The 20,691-nt window shown below is 68.0% G+C and carries 27 protein-coding genes; 17 read left to right on the top strand and 10 right to left on the bottom strand.

What is annotated here, in order from left to right; translation table 11 throughout:
- Positions 1-12: 12 nt before the first annotated feature.
- From CHRYSEO8AT_RS07920 to CHRYSEO8AT_RS07935, 4 genes are read right to left on the bottom strand one after another with little or no spacing between them, the layout of a single operon-like run.
- Positions 13-750 carry a 1-acyl-sn-glycerol-3-phosphate acyltransferase gene (locus CHRYSEO8AT_RS07920; protein ID WP_159848751.1) on the bottom strand — a complete coding sequence of 246 codons (738 nt, stop codon included), beginning with the start codon at positions 748-750 and terminating at the stop codon, positions 13-15.
- The gene (locus CHRYSEO8AT_RS07925; protein ID WP_159848754.1) at positions 751-1,395 is read right to left on the bottom strand and encodes a YdcF family protein; all 645 of its coding nucleotides are present in this window, start codon (positions 1,393-1,395) and stop codon (positions 751-753) included.
- Complete coding sequence (locus CHRYSEO8AT_RS07930; protein WP_159848757.1) at positions 1,392-2,306, bottom strand: ABC transporter permease; 915 nt, start codon at positions 2,304-2,306, stop codon at positions 1,392-1,394. Before CHRYSEO8AT_RS07930 ends, CHRYSEO8AT_RS07925 begins: the two co-directional genes overlap by 4 nt.
- Positions 2,303-3,013, bottom strand: coding sequence for a cell division ATP-binding protein FtsE (locus CHRYSEO8AT_RS07935; RefSeq protein WP_159848760.1), 711 nt, complete (start codon positions 3,011-3,013; stop codon positions 2,303-2,305). The genes CHRYSEO8AT_RS07930 and CHRYSEO8AT_RS07935 overlap by 4 nt, the downstream gene beginning before the upstream one ends.
- Before the next feature lie 71 nt (positions 3,014-3,084).
- On the opposite strand from CHRYSEO8AT_RS07935, the gene CHRYSEO8AT_RS07940 reads away from it, so the two are divergent.
- The 5 genes from CHRYSEO8AT_RS07940 to CHRYSEO8AT_RS07960 all read left to right on the top strand — a co-directional run bounded on the left by CHRYSEO8AT_RS07940 (position 3,085) and on the right by CHRYSEO8AT_RS07960 (position 6,377).
- On the top strand, positions 3,085-4,032 hold the full coding sequence (locus CHRYSEO8AT_RS07940) for an MJ0042-type zinc finger domain-containing protein (protein ID WP_159848763.1): 948 nt from the start codon (positions 3,085-3,087) through the stop codon (positions 4,030-4,032).
- Entirely contained in the window at positions 4,025-4,558 is a 534-nt protein-coding gene (locus CHRYSEO8AT_RS07945; protein WP_159848766.1) for a phosphoribosyltransferase, read from the top strand. The genes CHRYSEO8AT_RS07940 and CHRYSEO8AT_RS07945 overlap by 8 nt, the downstream gene beginning before the upstream one ends.
- 176 nt (positions 4,559-4,734) lie before the next feature.
- Entirely contained in the window at positions 4,735-5,289 is a 555-nt protein-coding gene (gene rplU / locus CHRYSEO8AT_RS07950; protein WP_159848769.1) for a 50S ribosomal protein L21, read from the top strand.
- A gap of 98 nt (positions 5,290-5,387) precedes the next feature.
- A complete protein-coding gene (rpmA, locus tag CHRYSEO8AT_RS07955; protein WP_159848772.1) occupies positions 5,388-5,675 on the top strand; it encodes a 50S ribosomal protein L27 in 288 nt (95 codons plus the stop codon).
- A 168-nt stretch (positions 5,676-5,843) separates the two neighbouring features.
- Positions 5,844-6,377 (top strand): GNAT family N-acetyltransferase, encoded by a 534-nt coding sequence (locus CHRYSEO8AT_RS07960; protein ID WP_159848775.1) that lies wholly within the window; start codon positions 5,844-5,846, stop codon positions 6,375-6,377.
- Between the two features lie 14 nt (positions 6,378-6,391).
- Here CHRYSEO8AT_RS07960 and CHRYSEO8AT_RS07965 read toward each other — a convergent pair whose 3' ends face one another.
- Both CHRYSEO8AT_RS07965 and CHRYSEO8AT_RS07970 read right to left on the bottom strand, forming a co-directional pair.
- Complete coding sequence (locus CHRYSEO8AT_RS07965) at positions 6,392-6,589, bottom strand: hypothetical protein (RefSeq protein ID WP_159848778.1); 198 nt, start codon at positions 6,587-6,589, stop codon at positions 6,392-6,394.
- 115 nt (positions 6,590-6,704) lie between these two features.
- Entirely contained in the window at positions 6,705-7,220 is a 516-nt protein-coding gene (locus CHRYSEO8AT_RS07970; protein ID WP_159848781.1) for a hypothetical protein, read from the bottom strand.
- Between the two features lie 177 nt (positions 7,221-7,397).
- Between CHRYSEO8AT_RS07970 and CHRYSEO8AT_RS07975 the strand changes: the two genes are divergently transcribed.
- Positions 7,398-8,600: a threonine ammonia-lyase gene (locus tag CHRYSEO8AT_RS07975; protein WP_159848784.1), complete on the top strand. Its 1,203-nt coding sequence runs from the start codon at positions 7,398-7,400 to the stop codon at positions 8,598-8,600.
- Entirely contained in the window at positions 8,581-9,096 is a 516-nt protein-coding gene (locus CHRYSEO8AT_RS07980) for an FKBP-type peptidyl-prolyl cis-trans isomerase (RefSeq protein WP_159848787.1), read from the top strand. Before CHRYSEO8AT_RS07975 ends, CHRYSEO8AT_RS07980 begins: the two co-directional genes overlap by 20 nt.
- Positions 9,097-9,435: 339 nt before the next feature.
- Here CHRYSEO8AT_RS07980 and queG read toward each other — a convergent pair whose 3' ends face one another.
- Both queG and CHRYSEO8AT_RS07990 read right to left on the bottom strand, forming a co-directional pair.
- On the bottom strand, positions 9,436-10,563 hold the full coding sequence (queG, locus tag CHRYSEO8AT_RS07985; RefSeq protein ID WP_159848790.1) for a tRNA epoxyqueuosine(34) reductase QueG: 1,128 nt from the start codon (positions 10,561-10,563) through the stop codon (positions 9,436-9,438).
- 191 nt (positions 10,564-10,754) lie between these two features.
- Positions 10,755-11,273: a DUF2239 family protein gene (locus tag CHRYSEO8AT_RS07990; protein ID WP_159848793.1), complete on the bottom strand. Its 519-nt coding sequence runs from the start codon at positions 11,271-11,273 to the stop codon at positions 10,755-10,757.
- Positions 11,274-11,332: 59 nt separating this feature from the next.
- Between CHRYSEO8AT_RS07990 and CHRYSEO8AT_RS07995 the strand changes: the two genes are divergently transcribed.
- Entirely contained in the window at positions 11,333-11,665 is a 333-nt protein-coding gene (locus tag CHRYSEO8AT_RS07995; RefSeq protein WP_159848796.1) for a GIY-YIG nuclease family protein, read from the top strand.
- A 665-nt stretch (positions 11,666-12,330) separates the two neighbouring features.
- On the opposite strand, the gene CHRYSEO8AT_RS08000 is transcribed toward CHRYSEO8AT_RS07995, so the two are convergent.
- Together CHRYSEO8AT_RS08000 and CHRYSEO8AT_RS08005 are read right to left on the bottom strand one after the other, a co-directional pair.
- Positions 12,331-13,017 (bottom strand): glutathione S-transferase family protein, encoded by a 687-nt coding sequence (locus CHRYSEO8AT_RS08000; protein WP_159848799.1) that lies wholly within the window; start codon positions 13,015-13,017, stop codon positions 12,331-12,333.
- Positions 13,018-13,078: 61 nt separating this feature from the next.
- A complete protein-coding gene (locus CHRYSEO8AT_RS08005) occupies positions 13,079-14,086 on the bottom strand; it encodes a cation diffusion facilitator family transporter (protein ID WP_159848802.1) in 1,008 nt (335 codons plus the stop codon).
- Positions 14,087-14,217: 131 nt separating this feature from the next.
- Here CHRYSEO8AT_RS08005 and CHRYSEO8AT_RS08010 point away from each other — a divergent pair, with 131 nt between their 5' ends.
- The 9 genes from CHRYSEO8AT_RS08010 (at position 14,218) to trpA (ending at position 20,690) form a co-directional block, all read left to right on the top strand.
- On the top strand, positions 14,218-15,018 hold the full coding sequence (locus CHRYSEO8AT_RS08010; protein ID WP_159848805.1) for an undecaprenyl-diphosphate phosphatase: 801 nt from the start codon (positions 14,218-14,220) through the stop codon (positions 15,016-15,018).
- A 38-nt stretch (positions 15,019-15,056) separates the two neighbouring features.
- Positions 15,057-15,968, top strand: a complete 912-nt coding sequence (locus CHRYSEO8AT_RS08015) for a class I SAM-dependent methyltransferase (protein WP_159848808.1) — start codon at positions 15,057-15,059, stop codon at positions 15,966-15,968.
- 34 nt (positions 15,969-16,002) lie between these two features.
- Complete coding sequence (locus CHRYSEO8AT_RS08020; protein WP_159848811.1) at positions 16,003-16,752, top strand: pseudouridine synthase; 750 nt, start codon at positions 16,003-16,005, stop codon at positions 16,750-16,752.
- A 19-nt stretch (positions 16,753-16,771) separates the two neighbouring features.
- Positions 16,772-17,035, top strand: coding sequence for a type II toxin-antitoxin system Phd/YefM family antitoxin (locus CHRYSEO8AT_RS08025; RefSeq protein WP_159848814.1), 264 nt, complete (start codon positions 16,772-16,774; stop codon positions 17,033-17,035).
- Entirely contained in the window at positions 17,032-17,445 is a 414-nt protein-coding gene (locus tag CHRYSEO8AT_RS08030; RefSeq protein ID WP_159848817.1) for a type II toxin-antitoxin system VapC family toxin, read from the top strand. The genes CHRYSEO8AT_RS08025 and CHRYSEO8AT_RS08030 overlap by 4 nt, the downstream gene beginning before the upstream one ends.
- A complete protein-coding gene (locus CHRYSEO8AT_RS08035) occupies positions 17,442-18,080 on the top strand; it encodes a phosphoribosylanthranilate isomerase (RefSeq protein ID WP_159848820.1) in 639 nt (212 codons plus the stop codon). Before CHRYSEO8AT_RS08030 ends, CHRYSEO8AT_RS08035 begins: the two co-directional genes overlap by 4 nt.
- A gap of 77 nt (positions 18,081-18,157) precedes the next feature.
- A complete protein-coding gene (gene trpB / locus CHRYSEO8AT_RS08040) occupies positions 18,158-19,360 on the top strand; it encodes a tryptophan synthase subunit beta (protein ID WP_201304504.1) in 1,203 nt (400 codons plus the stop codon).
- Positions 19,357-19,851 carry a hypothetical protein gene (locus tag CHRYSEO8AT_RS08045; RefSeq protein WP_159848823.1) on the top strand — a complete coding sequence of 165 codons (495 nt, stop codon included), beginning with the start codon at positions 19,357-19,359 and terminating at the stop codon, positions 19,849-19,851. Before trpB ends, CHRYSEO8AT_RS08045 begins: the two co-directional genes overlap by 4 nt.
- Entirely contained in the window at positions 19,848-20,690 is an 843-nt protein-coding gene (trpA, locus tag CHRYSEO8AT_RS08050) for a tryptophan synthase subunit alpha (protein WP_159848826.1), read from the top strand. Before CHRYSEO8AT_RS08045 ends, trpA begins: the two co-directional genes overlap by 4 nt.
- Position 20,691 lies beyond the last annotated feature (1 nt).

The raw sequence follows: 20,691 nt of genomic DNA on the forward strand, positions 1-20,691 counted from the left end.
CGAGCGGGGAGTTCAGGCCGGATCAGAATGCGCTAGCTGGGCCTTTGGCTCCAAAAGGGCGACCGAAGCCGTCTCGATGCGACTTTCCAGCAACGCCATCATGGCGCCGCGCTTCAGCTGGCCCGGGATCGGCTCCAGGAATTCGAACACCACCGTGCCCGGATAGCGGCGGAAACCATGGGCCGGCCAGTGGACGCCGGAGTTGGTGGCGACGGGCCAGCAGGGGCCTTCCAGATCGCGATAAATGGCCGCGACGCCGGGCTTGTAGTCGCCGGGCACGCCGGGATCGTTGCGGGTGCCCTCGGGGAAGATGACGATCTGGCGGCCTTCGGACAGGCGCTCGCGCGCCTGGCGGGTCATGTCCTTCAGGGCCTTGGCGTGACCGGCGCGGTCCACCGCGATCATCTTGGCCTTCCAGGCGAACCAGCCGAAGAAGGGCAGGGGCATCAGTTCCTTCTTCATCACGAAACAGGCGTCGGGCAGCACGGCCAGCAGGGCGACGATGTCCAGCATCCCCTGGTGTTTCGACGCGATCAAGGCCGCGCCGGAAGGGGCGTGTTCCAGCCCGCGCACCTCGACCTTGACCCCGGCGATCCAGCGCAGGCCGAACAGGACGATCTTGGCCCACAGTCGGCACACGCCCTGGGCATAGCGATGCGGTCCCAGGAGGGCGGGCGACAGGCCGACGGCGATGACCGGCATCGACAGATAGAGCCAGGCGGTGAAGAGCAGGGAACGCAGGGTGTTCACTTAAGGCGCGGCCTTTTCGTCAGGAGACGTGTCGGTGGAGGGCGTTACGGCGGCGGGCCGGTCGCGGGTGATGCGACGCACGCCCTCGCGACCCAGGACGGCCAGGTATTTCATATATTCCAGCGTCATGCGCCGCGCCGTCACCGCCGCCCGCCACCAGCGCGCATTGTCCAGCGACGGGGTGGAGATGGCGTAAGGCGTCAGCTTCACCCCTGGCAGCTGGCCCCGGATTTCGACCAGCGAACGCGGCATATGATAGTCGGAGGTGACCACGATCAGGCTGCGATAGCCCTTGGCGCGGGTCCAGGCGGCGATCTCCTGGGCGTTGCCGACGGTGTCCTCGGCCTCGAAGCCCAGATCGACGCAGCAGTTGAACAGGCGGCTGGAGCCGGGCGTCAGCTCACGCAGTTCGCGGCGACGGACCTCGCGATTGACGCCCGAGATCAGCACCCGCTCGCCCTTGCCCTGTTCCAGCAGGCGGATGGCGGTGTTGACCCGTTCGGACGAGGGGCCGGTCAGGGCGACGATGGCGTCGGCGCGTGCGGGATCGTCGGCGGGCGTCAGCTCGCGCACCCGATGGGCGAAGGCGAACAGGCCGACCAGCCAGATCAGGGCCGCGATGGCGATGACGCTCAACAGTCTCATGCGCCTCCCCCTTCTGTCGGCCTGCCTGACGCCAGCACCCGCATGGCGGCGAATCTCGCCGCGAGAACCGCAACCGTAGCCGCGAGCAGAGGGCATGGCGAGAGCAGCGCAAGGTCGCTCCAGGTGATCGGCAACGCCGCCGACAGCCCGTCCGATCCGCCCAGGAACCTCAGGAAGGCCAGCAGGATCGCAGCCAGCCCGGCCCCAATCGCGCCCGCGCCCGCCGCCATCAGGCCGAATCGCCGCTGGAACAGCCAGGCGATGGCCCCGTCGGTCGCCCCGTTCAGGCTCAGGGTCTCGATCACGCCTTGCCCGGCCGCAAGACCCGCGCGGGTCGCATAGGCGATAGCGGCGGCGGCGGCGAAGGCGATGGCCAGGAAGGCGGCGCCGGCCAGGGCCGTGATCAGGGCGGCGGACCGCTCGACCTCGCCGCGCCACAGGCTGTGGTCGTCTACTGTCGCATCCAGCCCGGCTTCGGCCAGGGCGCGGCTCAGGGTCACGGCGCTGGCGGGCGCCTGGGCGTTCAGCCGCACCGTCACCAGATGCGGCACGGGCAGGTCCGGCAGGACCGCGTCGCCCAGCCAGGGCCGCAGCAGGTCCTCGGCCGCCTTGCGGCTCAGGGCGGCGGCTTCTTCCACCCCGTCGACGCCCGACAGGGTCTCGGCCGCGCGGGCGGCGGCGGTGTCGCCGGTCTCGCCGACACTGGGGCGCACCTGCACCGTGGCCTCGGCGCCCAGTTGCCCGGCCCAGCCGTGGGCGGCGCGATCCGCAGCTGACGCGGCGACGGCGGCCAGACAGGCCAGGAAACACAGGACCGCAATGACGGTCATCAGCCACGGCTCGCCTGCTGCGGCGGGCGGCAGCAGGCCGGGCCGGCGGCTGGACAGGCTGAAATCGGACAGGCGGATCATGCGGCGACCCGCGACGGTTCGCTCAGACGCCCGGCGTCCAGCCTCAGGACGCGCGCGCCCGACCTCTGGGCCAGGGCCTCGTCATGGCTGGCGATCAGGACGGTGGCCCCCAGCTTGTTCAGCGACTGGAACAGCCGCAGCAGCTTGTCGGCCATGACGGCGTCGACGCTGCCGGTCGGTTCGTCCGCCACGATCAGGCCGGGTCGGGTGATGACGGCGCGGGCGATGGCCAGCCGCTGTTTCTCGCCGCCGGAAAGGGCGGGAGGTCGCGCGTCCATCCGACGACCAAGGCCGACCCATTTCAGCATCTCCTGCACATCGGCGGCATAGTCGGCTTCCGATCCGCCCGCCAGGCGCAGCGGCAGGGCGACATTGTCGAAGGCGGACAGGTGATCCAGCAGGCGAAAGTCCTGGAACACCACCCCCATGCGCCGTCGAAAAGCGGGGATGTCGCGCCGGTCGATGTGGGTGACATCCGATCCGAACAGGCGGATGGTTCCCGTCCTGGGCCGGTCCGCCAGCGTCAGCAGGCGCAGCAGCGAAGACTTTCCGGCCCCGGACGGCCCGGTAAGGAAGTGGAAAGAGCCACGCGGCAGAATGAGGTTAACGTCCCCCAGCACATCGGGCGCGCCAACATAGCCGAAGCCGACGCCCGACAGGCGAACGGTCTCAGTCACGGGGGCGGGTTCGGCGGGCGAGGACGGCATGGTATGTGTTTCAGGAACAGGGCGCGGCGTCGCGCCTTACGGGAGGGGGCGACAGCCTCGCAGTCAGCCACATGATACTGACCTGCCCGGCCTGCGCCACCAGCTATTTCATTCGTGACGACGCGGTCGGGCCCGACGGCCGCAAGGTGCGGTGCCAGTCGTGCGGCGAAGTGTGGCGCGCCACGCCCGACGAACCGCTGGAACTGACCCTGACGCCCGAGCCCAAGATCGCCCCCGCCGCTCCTGCGCCGGAGCCGGAACCCGCGCCGACCGCCAGCCTGGCCGAGACGCCCGCCCCGGAACTGCCCCGCGCCTTCCGCGCCCGCGCCGACCGCCAGAAGAAGCTGCGTCGCGCCGCCGCCCACGGCGTCGTCTGGGCCGGCCTGGCCAGCGTCTTCATCGGTCTGATCGTGGCGGCCTTCCTGTTTCGGGTCGAGATCGTCCAGGCCTTCCCCAAGGCGGCCTCGGCCTACAAATTCTTCGGGGCGACCGTGAACCCGGTCGGGCTGGACTTCGAGGCCCTGACCGCCAAGGCCGCGCCCGGCCGTCCCGGCATGGTCGTGGTGTCCGGCGCCATTCGCAATGTTCGCGACGTCGAGATCGTCTCGCCGCCCGTCCGCGTCGCCCTGGTGGACGCCAACGGCGCCGAGGTGGGCTTCAAGATCGTCCAGATCGACGCCGCGCCGGTCCTGCCGGGCAAGGTCCAGGGATTCGCCGCCCTGATCCCCGATCCGGGCGGACACGGCGCCGGCATCGGCGTCGACTTCGCCCCGGCGAAACCTGCCCCGGCCAAGCCGGCCGCAGGGCATGACGATGACAAGAAAGCCGAGTCGCACGGGGCCGAACCGACTTCCGACCATGCGCCTGCTGCAGCGGATGCTGCGGCCGCCCACGGCCTGCGCTCGGCGACCGCGCCTGGGGCCGATGCGCCGAACACTGCGGCGCCGATCGACGCGCGGCCTGTCGGTGCGGTGGACAAGGGGCATGATGAGGCGGTATCGGCCTCGCATCATGGCTGATCCCTCCCCGACGCCGACCGTTCTCTTGCCCGAGGCCGAGGTGGCGCGCATTGTCGCCGACCTGGCCCAGCGTATCGCCCCGGTGATCGACGACGACACCGTCGCCGCCGTGCTGCTGACGGGCGGCCTGTGGTTCGCCGCCGACCTGACCCGCGCCCTGTCGCGCGTGGGCCGCAACGTCCGCTTCGACGCCCTGTGGCTGGCCTCCTACGGCGACGAACAGACCAGCCGGGGCCGCATCGACGTCTATGCCCCGTTCCAACGCCCCATCGCCGGCCGTCGCGTCCTGATCCTGGACGACGTGTTCGATACCGGCCTGTCGCTGGCCGAGGCGGTCCGCATCGCCAAAGAGGCCGGCGCGTCCGAGGTCCTGACCTGCGTCTTCGCCAGGAAGCCCTGGCCTGCGCCGCGTGCGCCGGAACCGGACTTCGTCGGCTGGGAGGCGCCGAACCGCTTCCTGGTCGGCTATGGCCTGGACCACGCCGGAACCCTGCGCGGCCTGCCCGACATCTGCGCCCTGGATTGAGTCCGGGGACTGAAGCGTCACAGGCCGCGACGACGGGGGATAATCCGTCCGGGGCTGAATTTCCGCCGGGTTCGGCGTTGACTCTCGGACACCCTTCCGTATATGTCGCCGCTCTTCGCCGCCCGGGGTGCCCTCGGACGGCGTATCTTTTTTTGCGTTTGCGCTGAGGCTTCAACATGTACGCGGTGATCAAGACCGGCGGCAAGCAGTACCGGGTCCAACCGGGCGACACCATCGTCGTCGAAAAGCTCGACGGCGACGCCGGCTCGGAGCTGAAGTTCGACAGCGTCCTGATGCTGGGCGGCGACAAGGGCGTGACCCTGGGCGCTCCCCTGATCGACGGCGCCTTCGTCGGCGCGACCCTGGTCGAGACCCGCAAGGGTGAGAAGATCAAGATCTTCAAGAAGACCCGTCGCCAGGGCTATCGCCGTACGAACGGCCACCGCCAGATGGAATCGGTCCTGCGCATCACCGGCATTGACGGCGCCGGCGAGACCGCCAAGTGGGACGGCACGGTCGATCTGACGACCAAGGCCGAGATCAACCTGCGGGCCCGCAACCTGGCCGCCCGTGACGCCACGTCTTCGCTGGGTTCGACCGAGACGGTCGTGACCGACGTGGACGGCGCCGAGGTCAAGGGCGTCGTGGTCGAGAGCTCCGCTCCCGCCAAGAAGGCCCCGGCCAAGAAGAAGGCTGCGCCCAAGGCTGAAGCCGCCGGCGACGAAGCCTAAGACATTCACCGGCGCCTCGCGGCGCCAGACAGTTCAGAGTGGCGTCCTCAAGTAGGCCGAAAGGCCGGTAGGACACTCAAGAAAGACGGAGCGGCAAGATGGCTCACAAGAAATCCGGTGGTTCGTCGCGTAACGGTCGCGACTCCGAGTCGAAGCGCCTTGGCGTGAAGAAGTATGGCGGCGAGCGCGTGCTGGCCGGCAACATCATCGTGCGCCAACGCGGCACCACCTTCCACCCGGGTGAGAACATCGGCATGGGCCGCGACCACACCCTGTTCGCCCTGACGCACGGCGCGGTGAAATTCACCAAGAAAGCGGGCGGCCGTTGTTACGTGTCGATCCTCGCGGCCAATGACGACGCCCAAGTGGCGATGGCCGCCGAGTAACGCGATCTGGACCTTCCCGGATCGGCGTTGCTTCTGAAAGCAGCCGATCTGGACCAGGGATTATATTCCGCGGGGAGTCTGGATCACCAGGCTCCCCGTTTGCGTTTCCCCGCCTCGAAGACCGTCCGAGCCCTTCAAGGAGACGGTTGAAGATCCGAGGCAACGCCCATGTGCGTCATCGAAACCTCTCCCGTCGTCGAGACCCGGCGTTTGGTGCTGCGCGCGCCCGCGCCCCAGGATGCGCCGCGCATCGCGGCCCTGGCCAACGACCTGGACATCGCGCGCATGACCAAGCGCATGCCCCACCCGTTCCACATCGGCCATGCCGACGACTTCGTGCTGCAGGTCGCCTCGCAGGATCCGAGGCGGGCCAACACCTTCGTCATCGACCATGAGGACGTCGGCCCGATCGGCGTGATCGGCCTGTTCGAGGGCGAGGATCGGGTGCCCGAGACGGGCTACTGGATCGGGCGGGACTACTGGGGTCGGGGCTTCGCCACCGAGGCGCTGGACGCCGCCCTGGTCTGGGCCAGCCGCAAGTGGAAGCGTCGGGCGCTGGTCGCCGGGCATTTCGCCGACAACCCGGCGTCCGGTCGCGTGCTGGAAAAGGCGGGCTTCCTCTACACCGGCGAGACGCGCCGGGCGTGGAGCAAGGCGCGTCGGGCCGAGGCGGACACCCGCATGATGGTCTGGCTGGCCTGAGGGCCGGCCAGGCGTCAGCCGCCGGCCATGGTCGGTCCATAGACGGCGGCGGCGGCGATCAGGCCAACCACCAGCATGGCGCCCGCGCCGGCGATGAAGGTCGCGATGGTCTTGGAACGGCGGCGCCGCATGCCGCCGGCCTTGTATTTGCGGATGATGACCGACGGCCCTCGCGTAAAGGCCTCGGACCCTATGATGTTGTGTTGGGACAAAAAAAGCGCTCCCCGAACTCTCGCACAGAAGCGGCGATCAGTCCGGGGCGCTCGCGGCCAGAAGATGGCGATCCGCGTTACCGGGGTCGCATCTTCGTGACATGGCTCTCTCGGGTCACAGGGTGACGGCGACGACTCGGCCGCCGCGCGTCTGAACCGACCGCATCAGCACCAGAGGCGCATCGCCCGCCGTCACCGGCACGATCAGGAACCAGCCGCCGTCCGGCAGGTCATCGAAGCGGAAGCGGCCGTTCTCGCAGCGCGTATCGCGCACATAGGTCCGATAGTCGGCGTTGGCGTCGGCGACGGTGCGGGCGCGGACCACGGCGGCCGGCACGGCCGCACGCTCGGTCGAGCCGTACAGGGTGCGGAAGCGGGCGCGGGTGTAGGGCGTGTCGGGGGTGAGACCGACATTGGCGACACAGGCGAAGGCCTTGCCGTCCTGGGCGAAGGCGACCTGGCCCTGAATACTGTTGCGGCCGGGCATCTGGGACCAGCCGAAGTCACCTTCGTCGAAGGCCGCAGGTCCGGCGTATGGCAGGCCGCCTCCGGTCGTGGGGGCGCAGGCCGAAAGGGCGGCGGCGGCCAGGGCGAGGGCGAGGCCTGGGGCGGCGAAGGGGCGGATCGACATGGGGGGCTTCTCCGATGATCGTCACGGTCGCGGGGACGACCAAGCCCACTATCGCACGACCCGGCGCCCGACTTCCACGGTCAAGATGTCCGCCTCTGGACCCAGGCCCGGCAACGCGCGAAACAGACCCGAACAACGCGCCCATTCGTCGAGGCGCGACAGCTCGGAAACGCCCGCATGACCGTCACCTTCGCCGACATCCAAGCCGCCCGCGCCCGGATCGCCGGTCAGGTCGACCACACCCCGACCCGCTATTCCAGGAAGCTGTCGCAGCTGACCGGGGCCGAGGTCTGGGTCAAGTTCGACAACCTGCAATTCACCGGCAGCTTCAAGGAACGCGGCGCGCTGAACCGCCTGCTGATGCTGAGCCCCGAGGAGCGCAAGCGCGGGGTGGTGGCGGCCAGCGCCGGCAACCACGCCCAGGCCCTGGCCTATCACGGCGGGCGGCTGGGGGTGCCGGTGACCATCGTGATGCCGGAGGGGACGCCCTTCGCCAAGATCAACGGCACCCGGTCGCACGGGGCCACGGTCGTGATCCAAGGGCTGGACTTCACCGGTTCGACCGAGGAGGCCAAGCGGCTGGAGGTCGAGAAGGGCTATGTCTTCGTCTCGGCCTTCGACGACGCGGGCATCGTGGCGGGCCAGGGGGTGTGCGCCATCGAGTTCCTGGAGGATGCGCCCGACATCGAGGCCCTGATCATCCCCATCGGCGGGGGCGGGCTGATCGCGGGCTGCGCCATCGCGGCCAAGGCGATGAAGCCGGACATCAAGGTGTTCGGGGTCGAGGCCGCGCGCTATCCGTCCTTCACCGCGCGGCGGGCGGGCCTGCCGCCGGTCTGCACCGGCCAGACCATCGCCGAGGGCATCGCCATCAAGGCGGTGGGCGACATCCCCTTTGCTTTGGCCGACCCGCTGGTGGACGAGGTCTTCGTCTGCGAGGAGGCGGACTTCGAACGGGCCGTGGCCCACTACGTCACCTATGAGAAGACGGTGTCCGAGGGCGCGGGGGCGGGCGGTCTGGCGGCCCTGCTGGCCTATCCCGAGCGGTTCAAGGGGATGAAGGTCGGGCTGGAGCTGTGCGGCGGAAACATCGATGCGCGAATGCTGGCCGTGGTGCTGAATCGCGAGATGGTCCGTGAACGGAGGTTGCTGGTTTACCGCATCCTGGGCGACGATCGGCCGGGCATGCTGTCGGCCATGGCGGCGGTGATCGGCGGCCTGGGCGGCAACATCATCGACGTGGTTCACAACCGCCTGGCGCTGGACGTGCCGGCCAAGGGCGCCGAGTTCGACATCATGGTCGAAACGCGCGATAGCGCCCACGCCGACGAGATCGGCGAGGCCTTGAAGGAACGCGGCTATGAACTTCGGATGGGGTAAGGCGGCAATCGTCGCGGCCTTCTTGCTGGCGGGCTGCGGCCAGGCCGAGCCGGTCGATCCGAACGCGGGCAAGGCCGAGGCGGTCGCCTTCATGGCCGAGAACGCCAAGGCCGAGGGCGTCGTGACCCTGCCCAGCGGCCTGCAATACAAGGTGGTGCAGGCGGGGCCGGCCAGCGGCCTCAGCCCGGACCGCAACGACCTGGTCAAGGTCGATTACGAGGGCAAGCTGGTCGACAACAGCGTGTTCGACAGCTCGTTCGCGCGCGGCGCGCCGGCCGTGTTCACGCCCGAGGAAGTGGTCAAGGGCTGGACCGAGGCGCTGCAGAAGATGCGCGTCGGCGACGAATGGCTGCTCTATGTCCCGCCCGAGCTGGGCTATGGCGAGCGCAACAGCCCTAAGATCCCGGCGAATTCGGTGCTGATCTTCCGGCTGAAACTGCTGGACGTGGCCAAGGTGCCGGGCGGTGGATCGGGTGCGGCGACGGCGATGGGGTGACGGCTTCCATCTCCTCCCTGCGAAGCGGGGAGGTGGCGCGGCGCCGCTTGGCGACGTGACGGAGGGGTTCTGTGCCGCATCACCAGCGCCTGTGGGACGTCAAGAGCCCCTCCACCGCTTCGCGGTACCCCTCCCCGCGAAGCGGGGAGGAGACGAAAAAAGTGCACTGCGAATTTTTTGAGTGCACTTTAGTGCAGATTTTTGCGAGCGGTTTGCAAGTCTGTCGTTGGGCGGATGTCAAAGACCAGGGCGGCATCATAACCCAGCGTGCAGGGGCGGTGGGGTAGCGGTCGCTGGTCGTCTTCAGGGCTTTGAAATCGCTACGGTTCGTTGCGGCGATTATGCGGGTTGAGCGGTTTCGGACCGTCGCCATTCGGCCAGGACCTGGGGGTCGGTCTCTGTGGTAGCCTCGGCCAGGGTCGCGAATTCACCGGGGCATGTCAGCCGCGAAAGCGCCCAGACGGCGGCGCCGCGCACCAGGGGCGAGGGGTCGGCCAGCAGGGCTTTCGTCGGGGCGATCAGGGACGCGTCGCCCGAGTTGCCGACGGCGTAGAGGACGTTCCGCAGGAAGCGGTCGCGGCCGATGCGCTTGACCGGGCTCTTGGTGAACAGGGCGCGGAAGGCGGCGTCGTCCAGCGCCAGCAGGTCGTGCAGCCGGGGGCTTTCGAAGGCCTCGCGCGGCAAAAGCCGAATCTCGCGCGCTTCCTGCGCGAACTTGTTCCACGGGCAGACCGCCAGACAGTCATCGCAGCCATAGATGCGCGAGCCGGTCAGGGTGCGGAACTCGACCGGCCAGGGATCGGCGAACTCGATGGTCAGGTAGGACAGGCAGCGCCGGGCATCGAGCTGGAACGGGGCGGGAAAGGCCTTGGTCGGACAGGCGTCGAGACAGGCGGTGCACCGGCCGCAGTGTTCGGTCTCGGCCGCGTCCGGCTCGATCTCGGCGGCGGTCAGGATGGTGCCCAGGAACAGCCAGTTGCCGTGGGTGCGGCTGAGCAGATTGGTGTGCTTGCCCTGCCAGCCCAGGCCGGCGCGCTGGGCCAACGGCTTCTCCATTAATGGGGCGGTGTCGACGAAGACCTTGATGTCGGCGCCGTTGCGGGCCGCGATTTGACCCGCCAGCTGTTTCAGCCGGCCCTTGATGACCTCGTGATAGTCGTCGCCGCGCGCATAGACCGAGATATAGCCGGCCGAGCGGTCGGCCAGCTGGTCCAGCGGATTGTCGTCGGGGCCGTAGTTCATGCCCAGGACGATGGCGGTCCGCGCCTCGTCCCACATGGCGGTGGGGTGCTGGCGGCGATCCAGCGTCGTCTGCATCCACTCCATGTCGCCATGCCGGCCCTCGTCCACGAAACGCCGCAGCCGCTCGCCCGCCGGCCAGGCGTCGGCCGCCGAGGCGAAGCGGCAGACATCGAAGCCGAGTTCGGCCGCGCGCTGGCGGATGAAGGTTTTCAGGCGGTCGGACACGGGGCGGGGGATAGCACAGTTTCTTGCGCGCCGTTCGGGGCGGAGCGGGTCTCTCTTTCGCTCGTCATCCTAGGCCTCGTGCCTAGGATCCATAAACACGGGAGGTGCCGGTGCGCACCATCGAAGACCGGGCGTCTGGATCCTAGGCACAAGGCCTAGGATGACGGGAAAAATGGTGCGGAAGGGCGCGCTTATTCGCCGTCGAACAGCTCCAAGATCTGGGCCTGGATGTCGGTAGGCCAGGGCGTGATCAGGGCGGTCAGGCGGTCGCGGTCGGCGGCGAACAGGGCGCGGCTGGCCTCTTCGAAGTCGGGGGCGTCGCCAGCCATCTCGACCATGAAGCCATAGGCGGCGTCGGTGCGGCGGCGGCGCGCATCGTCGTCGGCGCCGGTCTTGCGGGCTTGTTCAACCAGACGGCGCAGGGCGGCCGAGGCGCCGCCGGGCTGGGCCGCCAGCCAGTCCCAGTGACGGGGCAGGAGGGTAACCTCGCGCGCGGCGACGCCCAGGCGCGGGCGACCGCGCCGGGGTGGGGGCGCCGGTCGCAGATCGAGATCGACGGCGCGCCCGGTCTGGAGGTCGAAGACGCGCAGAGCGGCCTGGGGCGACGCCGACAGGGCGGTCTGGAAGGCGGCCGACACGACGGCTTCGGACCCCTTGGCGATCCGGTCGGGGCCGTCGAACAGGACCAGTCGGCGAATCTCATCGTCCATATATTTACCCGGGTAAAATTAGCAGATAGGATAATACCCGGATAATAAGGAAGGCCGTCATGACCACAAGCCGCAAGACCCTGATCGCCGAATACAAGGAGCGGGTGACCATCGCCGGCGTCTATGCCGTGATCTGCAGCGCGACGGGTCAGGCCTGGGTCGGCAAGAGCCGCCACATCGACACCGAACAGAACGGCCTGTGGTTCGCGCTGCGCCACGGCGGCAGTCCGTATCGGTCGCTTCAGGCGGCGTGGAAGGCGCACGCGCCCGAGGATTTCCGCTTCGAACAGCTGGACCGCCTGCCGGAGGACCTCTCCGATCTGCGGCGCAAGGATGAGTTGGTCAGTCGCGCCAAGCTGTGGATCGCACGGCTGGGCGCCGAGGCGCTGTAAGGGCGGCGCACCCTTTACTTTCGTCATTCCGGGCGCAGCGTAGCGGAGACCTGGAACCCAGCGGCGCCGAAGGCGAAATCTATCCGACGCACGCAGTTTGAAGATCGAATCTGCGACAGGTTCGCGCTCACGCGCGCCGCTGGGTTCCAGCTCTGCGGGCCAAGCGGCCCTTCGCCCGGAATGACGAAAGGTGTTTTTGCTTAGAAATCCAGGGTCTGCGTATCTTGCTTGTCGCTCGTAATTCCTCGCAAATGTTTAGCTTAGGCGCGATGGGGTGGCGGGTTGATAAGTGCTGGGCATAGGTGGGCGGGCTGGCTTGCGCTCCTGGGCGTAGGTAGCGTGTTCCTGCTCTTCGTCAGCAGGCTGCCGGGGAACGATGCTTCAACGGTGAAAGCTGTCAACAAAGTCGTGTCTAAACCATCCCGCTGTTCAGCAGGTTTCACGGCGACATCGAATCTTATTGGGACCTTGGAGCAGGGAGAGATCGTCAAATCGATCTCCGCACGAAACGGTATGGATTACGTCGACTGGCGTGGAGGATGCTGGGTCGTTTCGCAAAACATGACTCCACTAACCGATCCAGCTTCTAAATAGACGGTATTCGGGACGTTGGTTCGACGTCCCTGATCTACTCACTTGGGCCGTTCGCCTTGACCGCTTGCATCTCAGAAATCCAGATCCGCATACCACGCTGAGGGCGGCACGCCGACGAAGCGGTCCGCCAGCAGGGGGCGGAAGCAGGGGCGGGATTTGAGCTTGGAGTACCAGGTCTTCAGCCCAGGCCAGTTCTTCCACTGGATCTCGCCGAAATAGTCGAGGACCGACAGGTGGGCGGCGGCGATCAGGTCGGCCTGACTGAGGCGACGGCCGGCCAGCCAGTCGCGGGCGGCGACCAGATCCTCCAGCATGGCGAGGTGGGTCTTCAGGGCGTCGCGGCCCTCGCGCAGGGCGCGGGCTTCGGGCGGGCCCAGCTTGAGCAGGGGTTTCTCCATCCGCTCGTGCAGCAGGACCGAGTCCACGTCGTCGGTAAAGCGGCGCTCGAACCAGCCGGTCAGGCGGCGGGCCTCGGCGCGTTCGGCGAGGTCGGCGGGCAGCAGCAGGGGCCCCTTCTGCTGATCCTCGATCCAGCCCAGGACGGCGGGCAGTTCGCACAGCACCAGCGGGCGGCCGCGATCCATCGTCTGGATCACCGGCGGCAGGCCTGATGGGTTGAAGTCGTTGACCGGGCAGTCGGCCTCCCACGGACGGACCGGGGTGTCGGTCCATTCGATCCGCGCTTCGCCCAGGGCCAGGCGCGCGGCGCGCGAGGCGGGCTGGAAGGCGAAGTGGAAGAGAACGCAAGGGTCGGCCATCAGGGGTTGATGCGCCCCGACCCGTTAATGCGCGTTTACTGCATTGAAATTGGGCGCAAGGTCAGGACCAGGGGCCCTTCGGCGCAGGGCCGGTCGGGGCCTCGACGGCCTTGGGTTCGGCCGGCGCGGGGGTCGTGACGGCGGGAACGTCCGCCTGCGGACGGGTGCGGCCGCGCGGGTCGGCGTGGATCAGGATATCGGCGGCGGGATATTGGCTCAGCACCCGGTTCTCGGCCGCGACGACGATGGCGTGGGCGGCGTCCAGGGTCTGGTGGGCGTCCAGGTCGACGTGCATCTGGATCATCATCACCTGGCCGGCCATGCGGGTGCGCAGCTGATGCACGCCGAAGACCTGGGGGTCGGTCAGCACGGCCTGGGTGATGGCGGCGCGGTCGGCTTCGGGCACGGCGCGGTCCAAAAGGTGATCGGCGGCGACCTTCAACATGCCGGTCGCGCCCCAGAACAGCCAGACGGCGACGACGATGCCGGCCGCCGCGTCCAGACCCGGCGCGCCCAGAAAGGCGCCCGAGATCACCCCGATCAGGACCACGACATTGGCGGCTAAGTCCGCGGCATAGTGGGCGCGGTCGCCAGCGACGGCGAGCGAGCCGGTCTTCTTCAGCGTCTGGGTCTGCATCCACACCAGCCAGGCGGTGATGGCGATGGCGACGACCATGATCCCTGTCGCCCAGAAGCCTGCGGTGACGGGGCGGGGGTCGAAGATGCGCTGCACCCCCTCCCAGCCGATGAAGATGGCCGAGGCGAACACCAGCCCGGCCTGGACCAGGGCGGACAGGGCCTCGCCCTTGCCGTGGCCATAGCGGTGGTCCTCGTCCGGCGGGGCGGCGGCCCAGCGCACGGCGAAGAAGGTCGTCAGGGACGCCGCCAGATCCAGCACCGAATCCGCCAGGGTCGCCAGGATGGAGACCGAGCCGGAGGCGCCGAGCGCAAAGGCCTTCATCGCGATCAGCACCACCGCGACCCCGACCGACAGGCGGGTGATGCGGCGCGCAGCCAAATGGGCATCTTCCAAGGGCGGGGGCGCAGGTGCGGGGGCGGGCGTCGTCATATGCGGCCTCTTCTCGCGCAATCATGGCGGAAAGCCAACCGCTCGCCATCCTCTCGCCTAATCGGGGATGGTTGGTCTAAGGGTGAGGCGAACCGGGGGCGTCGTGATCCCGGACCTGTTTCGGGGTTTTCATGTCGGACTGGCTGGCGGCCATCATCCTGGGTCTGGTCGAGGGACTGACCGAGTTCATTCCGGTCTCGTCCACGGGCCATATGCTGCTGCTCGGCCATTTCATGGGTTTCGAGAGTTCGGGCAAGACGTTCGAGATCGTGATCCAACTGGGCGCCCTGCTGGCCATCATAAGCGTCTATTTCAAACGGCTGTGGGCGCTGGCGACGCGCTGGCCGTTCGACCCGGAGGCGCGTCGGTTCCTGATCGGCCTGCTGGTCGCCTTCGCGCCCGCCGTGGTGATCGGCTTTCTGGCCTATGACTTCATCAAGACGGTGCTGTTCGAGACGCCGCAGGTGGTGTGCGTGGCCCTGATCGTCGGGGGCGTGATCCTGTTGCTGCTGGACCGGATGGACAAGCGGCCGAAATGGCTGGACGCCGAGGCCTATCCGATGCGGATCTATTTCCTGATCGGCCTGTTCCAGTGCCTGGCCATGATCCCCGGCGTGTCGCGGTCCGGCGCTACCATCGCCGGCGGCCTGCTTCTGAAGACCGACAAGCGGTCGGCGGCCGAGTTCAGCTTCTTCCTGGCCCTGCCCACGATGGGGGCGGCGGTGGCCTATGATCTGCTGAAGAACCACAAGACGCTGGATTTCAGCGACGTGGGCCTGATCGCCGTGGGCTTCGTCGTGGCCTTCATTTCGGCCCTGGCGGTGGTGCGGTTCCTGCTGGATTTTGTGTCGCGTCGCGGCTTCGGCGTCTTCGCCTGGTGGCGGATCGTGGTCGGGGTCGTGGGGCTGGTGCTGTTGCAGGCGGGGTTCTGAGGCTGGTCCCCGACGCCTTCACCCTCTAAGGGCGGGGCATGACCACGCTTCTCTATGGCCGCCCGCCTGTCGTCTTCGATCCGCCGGGCGACGCGACCCAGACCTCGCCCCTGATCCCGGATTCCGCTGCGCTGGAGGCGCAGGACGCCGGTTCGGCCGACACCATCATGATCTCCGCCCCGCCCGGCGTGCTGGAGCGGCGCTATGTCCTGGCCCTGGCGTTGAGGGTGCTGAAGGTCGGCGGGCGGCTGGATGTGATGGCGCCCAAGGACAAGGGCGGGTCGCGCCTGGGCAAGGAGCTGAAGGCGTTCGGCGTCGAGGTCGCCGAGACGGCCAAGGCCCACCATCGCCGCTGCATCGTCTTCAAGCCCGAGACGGCCGAGGGGTTGGACGCGGCCATCGACGCCGCCATCGCCGCAGGCGGGCCGCAGTTCGTGCCGGGGCTGGAAGCCTGGTCTCAACCGGGGATTTTCGCCTGGGACCGGATCGATGCGGGGTCGGCTTTGCTGGCCGGACACCTGCCGCCGATGAAGGGCGAAGGGGTCGATCTGGGCTGCGGCTATGGCGCGCTGGCGATCGTGACGCTGCGGTCGCCGGCGGTGACCAAGCTGAAGCTGGTCGATCTGGATCGCCGGGCCATCCGCGCCGCGCGCGAGAACGTCACCGATGAGCGGGCCAAGGTCTGGTGGTCCGACGCCCGCACCCTGGAGGCCAAGGGCGACAAGGATTTCGTGGTCAGCAATCCGCCCTTCCACGACGGCGGGGCCGAGGACCGGCGGCTGGGTCAGGCCTTCATCCGCAAGGCGGCGGAGCTGCTGAAAAAGGGCGGTGTCGCCTGGGTCGTGGCCAACCGGCACCTGCCGTATGAGGCCGAGTTGAACGCGGCGTTCAAGCGGGTGCGGCTGGTCGCCGAGGCGGGCGGCTACAAGCTGTTCGAGGCGGTGAAGTGAGTACGCGCTCAAGCAGCCCGAAGGGCGGTAGCGTATGAAAAAAGTCCCCACGTCGAGGGTCGACCGCCTGCTGGGTTCGATGGGCTATGGCTCGCGGGCCGAGATGGCGCGGATGGCCAAGGCGGGCGGGATCGTGCTGGACGGGGCCGATCTGACGGACGTGTCCAAGCGGATTCCGGTGACGCGCGACCTGCCGAGCCGGATGGAGATCGACGGCCAGCCGCTGGACCCCGTGCAGGGGCTGGTGATCATGCTGAACAAGCCGCTGGGCATGACCTGTTCGCACAAGGAAGAGGGGGCGCTGGTCTATGACATCCTGCCGGGGCGGTGGCGGGCGCGCGATCCGGCCATTTCGACCATCGGGCGGCTGGACAAGCAGACGACGGGCTTGCTGCTGCTGACAGACGACGGCGATCTGCTGCACCGGGTGATCTCGCCAAAGCGCCATGTGACCAAGGTCTATCGCGCGGGGCTGGCGCGGCCGCTGGTCGGGACGGAAGGCGATCTGTTCGCCGCCGGGGAGTTGGTGCTGGAGGGCGAGGACAAGCCGCTGGCGCCCGCCGTGCTGGAGGTCGTGACGCCGACCGAGGCCCTGCTGACGGTGACGGAGGGGCGCTATCACCAGGTGCGGCGCATGTTCGCCGCCGCCGGAAATCATGTCGAGACCCTGCATCGCGAGCGGATGGGTGGGCTGGTCCTGCCGGCCGATCTGGCGCTTGGACAGTGGCGGCTGCTGAGCCCGGACGAAATCGCGTCCATCTTCGTGGAACCGACCGGCGGCTGATTGGACATCTCGTGGCCAGATGGCTATTTTGATGGCCATGTCCAGCTACTCCGTCGCCGAAGCCAAGAACAACCTGCCTAAGCTGCTGGATCGCATGCTGGCGGGAGAGGCCGTGACCATCACGCGGCGCGGCGTGCCTGTGGCGCGACTGGAACCGGCGCAGGAGGTTGAGCCGACGTCGGGGCCGATGGACATGGATTGGCTGAAACGGGTGCGGATCAAATCGGAAGCGTCAATGGACTCGGTGACGCTTTTGCGCCGGATGCGGGACGAAGAGATTTGACCGTCTATCTGGACACCAGCGTCCTGATGTCCCTGTTTCAGACCGACAAGCACACCGAGCGGGCGTCGGCCTGGATCGCGGGTGTCGATGCCTTCGTCATGAGCAGTTGGACCCTGACAGAGTTTTCCTCCGCCCTGGCGATGAAGACACGCATGCGCAATTTGCGCGACAGGGATCGGCGCGAGTTCGAACTGCAACTGGACCAATGGTTGAGGGGCAGAGTCGTCCTTTCGGTCCTTGATGGCGATATGGTGGACGCGCGGCGCCTAGTGAGAAATGACGTAAGATTGCGCGCGCCCGACGCGCTTCATATCGCGGTGGCGGCGAGGCATGGCTGTAGGCTCGCGACACTGGACGAGGACATGGCCGCTGTAGGTCGTGACATCGGACTGACGGTGATCGTGCCATGACGGCCATCAAGATTTGCGGCCTTACGACGTTCGATACGCTGGACGCCGCGCTGGACGCCGGCGCCGATTTCGTCGGATTCGTGATGGTGAAGGCCAGTCCGCGATATGCCGGGCCAGGTCTGGCGAGCCGGCTGGTGGATCGGGCGCGCGGCCGTGCCAAGACTGTGCTGCTGTTTGCGGACATGGTCGGTCCTGAAATGGACGTTCTGGTCCATGATCTCCAACCCGACATGGTTCAGTTGCATGGCCGGGAAACGCCGCTTCAGGTTAGCAATGCACGGACCGACTACGAAATTCCGGTGATCAAGGCGGTGGGGGTGTCCGGCGCAAAGGATCTGGTCGGGCCAGAGACTATGGAAGCGGCGGCCGACCATCTGCTGCTGGACGCCAAGGCGCCCAAGGGGGCGGCCTACAGCGGCGGACATGGGGTGGCTTTCGACTGGACCCTGCTGGCGGACCGGGCGTTTCGCCATCCGTGGTTCCTGGCGGGGGGGCTGACCCCGGACAATGTGGCCGAGGCGTTGAGGATCACCGGCGCGCCCATGGTGGACGTGTCCTCTGGCGTGGAAAGCGCGCCGGGTGTTAAGGACGCCGACCGGATCGCGGCCTTCATCCAAAACGCGCGCCGGACGTAATTACGACGCCTCTCCGCGTGAAAGTCGAACCCGTGAACGCCCAGACCCCCATCCAAGCCCCGTCCTCTGGTCAGCCGTTGTCCAACGCCTACGCCTGGCCGGACGCGCAGGGGCGGTTCGGTCCCTATGGCGGGCAGTTCGTGGCCGAGACCCTGATGCCGCTGATCCACGAGCTGGACGCGGCCTATAAGGCGGCGAAGGCGGATCCGAGTTTCCAGGCCGAGCTGGACAGCTTCCTGACCCACTATGTCGGTCGCGAGAGCCCGCTGTATTTCGCCGAACGTCTGACCGACCATTTCGGCGGGGCGAACATCTGGCTGAAGCGCGAGGACCTGAACCACACGGGCGCGCACAAGATCAACAACTGCATGGGCCAGATCCTGCTGGCGCGGCGCATGGGCAAGACGCGCATCATCGCCGAGACCGGCGCGGGTCAGCACGGCGTGGCGTCGGCGACCGTCTCGGCGCGGTTCGGTTTGCCCTGCACCGTCTATATGGGCGCGGTGGATGTGGAGCGGCAGCAGCCGAATGTCTTCCGCATGCGCCTGCTAGGTTCGGAAGTCTTCTCCGTCACGGCCGGCGCCGCGACCCTGAAGGACGCGATGAACGAGGCGATGCGCGACTGGGTCACGAACGTCTCGGACACCTATTACATCATCGGCACGGCGGCGGGTCCGCACCCCTATCCGGCCATGGTGCGCGATTTTCAGTCGGTGATCGGCAAGGAGATCAAGACCCAGTCGATGGCGCAGATGGGCAAGCTGCCCGAGGCCGTCGTGGCCTGTATCGGCGGCGGATCGAACGCCATCGGCGCCTTCCACCCCTTCATCGAGGACGAGGCCGTGCGCCTGATCGGCGTCGAGGCGGCGGGCCACGGGCTGGATACGCCAGATCACGCGGCCTCGCTGAAGGGCGGGCGGTCGGGCGTGCTGCACGGCAACCGGACCTATCTGCTGCAGGACGAGGACGGCAATATCGTCGAGGGGCATTCGATCTCGGCCGGGCTGGACTATCCGGGCATCGGGCCGGAGCACGCCTGGCTGCACGACATCGGCCGGGCCGAATATCGCTCGGCGACCGACAACGAGGCGCTGGAGGCGTTCCAGCTGTGCTCGAAGCTGGAAGGCATCATTCCAGCGCTGGAACCGGCCCATGCGCTTGCGCGGACGGGCGAAGTGGCGCGCGAAGTCGGCAAGGGCGGCGACGTCGTGCTGCTGATGTCGGGCCGCGGCGACAAGGACATCTTCCAGGTCGCCAAACATCTGGGAGTGGAACTGTGATCCGTAGTCTGCTGGCGGCGACCGCCGTGATGAGCCTGTCGGCCGCCGCCGTTCAGGCCCAGACGCCGGCTCCGGCTCCGGCTCCGGCTTCGCCTGCGCCTGCGCCGCAAGGCGGCCCGGCCGATATCGGTCTGCTGCCCGGTGCGGAGCTGTCGGCCGATTGCGGCGGGCTAAACAATCTGACGGGCCGGGCGTATTGCGTGACGGCGCAACTGGGTCAGATCGGCGCCTTGGCCGACGCCTATATCGCCGATCTGGCGTCCAAGAACTGGCTGGCGGCGGGCGGAGATGAGAACCGCGTGGTCTTCATCAAACGCCGCGAGGGCGGCGGCTGCGACGGCATGCAGATGGTCGCCTTTTACGACACCGCCAAGACCGCCGTCGCCGAACTGCCCGCCTATCTGGGCTTCGCCACCATTCCAGGCGACGTCTGCGCGGCTGCTGCTGCTGCGACGCCGCCTGCCGCTCCCGCCGGATCGCCGCAGCAATGACCACCGCCCGTATCGACGCGCGCTTCAAGGCGCTGAAGGCCGAGGGCCGTGCGGCCTTCATTCCCTATGTGATGGGGGGCGATCCGTCGCGCGAGGAGGCGTTGGCGATCCTGCACGGCCTGCCCGGCGCCGGGGCCGACATCATCGAACTGGGCTTTCCGTTCAGCGATCCGATGGCCGAGGGGCCGCCGATCCAGCGGGCGGCGATCCGGGGGCTGGCGGCCGGGTTCGGCCTGCGTTCCACCATGGATCTGGCCAAGGAATTCCGCAAAGGCGATGACGCCACGCCGATCGTGCTGATGGGCTATCTGAACCCGATCGAGAGCCTGGGTTATGACGCCTTCGCCGCCTATGCGGCCGACTGCGGCATCGACGGGCTGATCGTGGTGGACTGCCCGCCAGAAGAGGCCGGTCCGCTGATCGAGGCGCTGGACAAGGTGTCGATCTCGCTGATCCGTCTGGCGACGCCGACGTCGGACGACGCGCGGCTGAAGATCGTGGTCCAGGGCACCTCGGGCTTCGTCTATTACGTCGCCGTGGCGGGCGTGACGGGCGTCAAGGAAGCGAACGCCGATGTCGTGGCGCCGGCGGTGGAGCGGGTGCGCAAGGCCTCGGGCCTGCCGGTCGCGGTCGGGTTCGGGGTCAAGACGCCGGAGCGGGCCGCCGAGATCGCCCGCGTGGCGGACGCGGTGGTCGTGGGTTCCGCCCTGGTGGACGAGGTTGCGGCGGCGCTGGCGGCGAACGAACCGGCCGCGCCGCGCGTTCTGGCCCGGGTCAAGGCGCTGGGGGATGCGGTTCGGTCCGTGCGCACTGGTGCATCCCTGGCGGAAACCGTCTAAG

The sequence above is a fragment of the Brevundimonas sp. G8 genome (genome assembly GCF_902506205.1).
Classification (GTDB): Bacteria; Pseudomonadota; Alphaproteobacteria; order Caulobacterales; family Caulobacteraceae; genus Brevundimonas.

What these genes read in the sequence shown, in the direction of transcription:
- CHRYSEO8AT_RS08015 (WP_159848808.1), top strand. Translation starts at nt 15,057, where the DNA reads ATGACCACGCTTCTCTATGGCCGCCCGCCTGTCGTCTTCGATCCGCCG.
- CHRYSEO8AT_RS07990 (WP_159848793.1), bottom strand. Translation starts at nt 11,273, where the DNA reads ATGGACGATGAGATTCGCCGACTGGTCCTGTTCGACGGCCCCGACCGG.
- CHRYSEO8AT_RS07975 (WP_159848784.1), top strand. Translation starts at nt 7,398, where the DNA reads ATGACCGTCACCTTCGCCGACATCCAAGCCGCCCGCGCCCGGATCGCC.
- CHRYSEO8AT_RS07935 (WP_159848760.1), bottom strand. Translation starts at nt 3,013, where the DNA reads ATGCCGTCCTCGCCCGCCGAACCCGCCCCCGTGACTGAGACCGTTCGC.
- CHRYSEO8AT_RS08035 (WP_159848820.1), top strand. Translation starts at nt 17,442, where the DNA reads ATGACGGCCATCAAGATTTGCGGCCTTACGACGTTCGATACGCTGGAC.
- CHRYSEO8AT_RS07960 (WP_159848775.1), top strand. Translation starts at nt 5,844, where the DNA reads ATGTGCGTCATCGAAACCTCTCCCGTCGTCGAGACCCGGCGTTTGGTG.
- CHRYSEO8AT_RS07970 (WP_159848781.1), bottom strand. Translation starts at nt 7,220, where the DNA reads ATGTCGATCCGCCCCTTCGCCGCCCCAGGCCTCGCCCTCGCCCTGGCC.
- rplU (WP_159848769.1), top strand. Translation starts at nt 4,735, where the DNA reads ATGTACGCGGTGATCAAGACCGGCGGCAAGCAGTACCGGGTCCAACCG.
- rpmA (WP_159848772.1), top strand. Translation starts at nt 5,388, where the DNA reads ATGGCTCACAAGAAATCCGGTGGTTCGTCGCGTAACGGTCGCGACTCC.
- CHRYSEO8AT_RS07930 (WP_159848757.1), bottom strand. Translation starts at nt 2,306, where the DNA reads ATGATCCGCCTGTCCGATTTCAGCCTGTCCAGCCGCCGGCCCGGCCTG.
- CHRYSEO8AT_RS07995 (WP_159848796.1), top strand. Translation starts at nt 11,333, where the DNA reads ATGACCACAAGCCGCAAGACCCTGATCGCCGAATACAAGGAGCGGGTG.
- CHRYSEO8AT_RS07925 (WP_159848754.1), bottom strand. Translation starts at nt 1,395, where the DNA reads ATGAGACTGTTGAGCGTCATCGCCATCGCGGCCCTGATCTGGCTGGTC.
- CHRYSEO8AT_RS08025 (WP_159848814.1), top strand. Translation starts at nt 16,772, where the DNA reads ATGGCTATTTTGATGGCCATGTCCAGCTACTCCGTCGCCGAAGCCAAG.
- CHRYSEO8AT_RS07980 (WP_159848787.1), top strand. Translation starts at nt 8,581, where the DNA reads ATGAACTTCGGATGGGGTAAGGCGGCAATCGTCGCGGCCTTCTTGCTG.
- CHRYSEO8AT_RS08000 (WP_159848799.1), bottom strand. Translation starts at nt 13,017, where the DNA reads ATGGCCGACCCTTGCGTTCTCTTCCACTTCGCCTTCCAGCCCGCCTCG.
- CHRYSEO8AT_RS08020 (WP_159848811.1), top strand. Translation starts at nt 16,003, where the DNA reads ATGAAAAAAGTCCCCACGTCGAGGGTCGACCGCCTGCTGGGTTCGATG.
- trpA (WP_159848826.1), top strand. Translation starts at nt 19,848, where the DNA reads ATGACCACCGCCCGTATCGACGCGCGCTTCAAGGCGCTGAAGGCCGAG.
- CHRYSEO8AT_RS08005 (WP_159848802.1), bottom strand. Translation starts at nt 14,086, where the DNA reads ATGACGACGCCCGCCCCCGCACCTGCGCCCCCGCCCTTGGAAGATGCC.
- CHRYSEO8AT_RS07940 (WP_159848763.1), top strand. Translation starts at nt 3,085, where the DNA reads ATGATACTGACCTGCCCGGCCTGCGCCACCAGCTATTTCATTCGTGAC.
- CHRYSEO8AT_RS08010 (WP_159848805.1), top strand. Translation starts at nt 14,218, where the DNA reads ATGTCGGACTGGCTGGCGGCCATCATCCTGGGTCTGGTCGAGGGACTG.
- CHRYSEO8AT_RS07945 (WP_159848766.1), top strand. Translation starts at nt 4,025, where the DNA reads ATGGCTGATCCCTCCCCGACGCCGACCGTTCTCTTGCCCGAGGCCGAG.